Genomic DNA, 2,086 nt, shown 5'->3' on the forward strand with positions numbered 1-2,086 from the left:
ATGAAGAGAAGGGAGGTTGAAAAAATTGAAGAAAGAATTAACGAATATCAGCGAGAAGTCCTTGATGGAATTAGAAGATATTGTGAACGAGGAAATGCTTACAATAGAAGATGTCAATAATATGCTGGAGCATACGGATAAGGGAAGAACAAAGCAGACAATCAGAAACTGCGTAACGGTACTTCAAAATGATCCGGTACTGAAAAAAGCGATTAAACGAAATGAGCTTTCCGGAAGAATGGACATTGTAAAAGAGGTGCCATGGGAGCGGAGAAATAACAGTCCTACGGTTACAGATACAGACGAATACAATCTGAAAATGTATCTGGAAGAGCATTATGAAATAACAAGTGAGCGTGTGATCAAAGCGGGAATAGATATTGTTTCCAATGAAAATAAATATCACCCAATCAGAGATTATCTGGAGATCCTGGTTTGGGACGGAATTCCAAGAATAGAAAATATGCTTCCGCATTTTCTGGGAGCAGAAAAGAGCAAATACACAATCGGAGTAATGAAAATGCATATGCTGGCAGCGATTTCAAGAATTTATGAACCGGGAATAAAATATGACATCATGCTGTGTCTGGTTGGAAGTCAGGGAGCCGGAAAGTCCACATTTTTCAAGTATCTGGCGATAAAAGAAGAATGGTTTAGTGACAATCTGGATCATCTGGACGATGAAAATATTTACAGAAAACTGCAGAACCACTGGATTATCGAAATGGGAGAAATGAAGGCAACTATCACAGCAAAGAATATTGAACAGATTAAATCATTTCTGAGCAGACAGAAAGAAACTTACAAAGTACCTTATGAAGTTCACCCGGAAGACAGACCGAGACAGTGTGTATTTTGCGGTACTTCAAATGATCTGAATTTTCTTCCGCTGGACAGAACCGGAAACAGACGATTTGCTCCGGTGATGACAAATATGTCAAAAGCAGAAGTTCATATTCTTGACAATGAGGCAGAGAGCAAAGCCTATATCGAACAGGCCTGGGCAGAGGCAATGGTACTGTATCGACAGGGAAATGTGTTCTTAGGATTTACAAAGGAAATTGAAGAAGAGGCAAAGCGTCTGCAGAAAGAATTTATGCCGGAGGATACCAATGCCGGAATCATACAGGCATTTCTTGATGACTACGATGACGATTATGTATGTACAAGAATTCTGTTTGATGATGCATTGCACCGAACTGGAGAAATGAAACAGTGGGAAGGTAAAGAGATTGCAAATATTATGAACAATGCGATTGAAGGCTGGAAACCACATGGTACACATCGGTTCGGAAAAGAATATGGCATCCAGCGGTCATGGAAACGAATAGAAGGTACTGAGAAAAAAGACAAAGACGAATTCATGGAAGTACCGGAACAATTGAAAATACCGTTTGAGTAAAGATTATTGTAAACGATGTAAACGGAACTTAAAGGAAAAACTTAAAAAGTTAACTTTTAAAATCTTTTAAGCCCTGTTTACAAATTCCGTTTACAGACAGGAATGGAGCAGAAAATAATGAAACAGGGAAGATTAGGATATAACAGCAGTAATGGAAGATATGGATTATTATCATCAGACTTATGGATTGATACAGGATTTCACTGCGGAGAAGGACTGGAAGTGCTGGTAGATGATGAATGGGTACAGACCAGAGTGGAGATGAATTTGGCAAGAGAATGGTATCTGGTAGGGACACCTTATTGTGGAGATCTGGAATATGTGCAGGCGAGGATACCAGAATAAAACAGATCTACGATCCACTTCGGTCGATGCAGAACAGACGTCCATAAGGACGTTATGCCCCCGGCAGGGCGCAAGGGGACTTTTGATGGACGGTACGGCTGTCGAAAGTGCTTTTGCGTTACTTTTGACAAAAGTAACAAAACCGCCGTATCCGGCGAAAATTTCTTAAATATCGCCATAACTGGCGTAAATAAAAATTATGTGCCATGTCTGGCACTCGAGTAGAAAAGAGGTGAGAAAATTTATGATGAAACGGACAATCAGTGGCATGATCGGAGCCGGTTCACTGGCTCATAACAGACGGGATTTTGTAGCAGAAAATGTAGATCCGGACAGAGT

Annotated in this window: 2 protein-coding genes; both read left to right on the forward strand. The window is 40.3% G+C overall.

Annotated elements, in window-relative coordinates; all coding sequences use genetic code 11:
• Positions 1–64 precede the first annotated feature (64 nt).
• Entirely contained in the window at positions 65–1,402 is a 1,338-nt protein-coding gene (locus tag RDS42_RS14420; RefSeq protein WP_009243119.1) for a virulence-associated E family protein, read from the forward strand.
• A 117-nt stretch (positions 1,403–1,519) separates the two neighbouring features.
• The gene (locus RDS42_RS14425; protein ID WP_009243118.1) at positions 1,520–1,747 is read left to right on the forward strand and encodes a DUF5348 domain-containing protein; all 228 of its coding nucleotides are present in this window, start codon (positions 1,520–1,522) and stop codon (positions 1,745–1,747) included.
• Positions 1,748–2,086 lie beyond the last annotated feature (339 nt).

It is taken from the genome of uncultured Blautia sp. (assembly GCF_902497045.1).
In the GTDB taxonomy this organism is placed as follows: Bacteria; Bacillota; Clostridia; order Lachnospirales; family Lachnospiraceae; genus Blautia_A.

Bases quoted from the DNA above. Each gene is read 5' to 3' on its own strand.
- RDS42_RS14425 (WP_009243118.1), top strand. From the start codon at position 1,520: ATGAAACAGGGAAGATTAGGATATAACAGCAGTAATGGAAGATATGGA.
- RDS42_RS14420 (WP_009243119.1), top strand. From the start codon at position 65: ATGGAATTAGAAGATATTGTGAACGAGGAAATGCTTACAATAGAAGAT.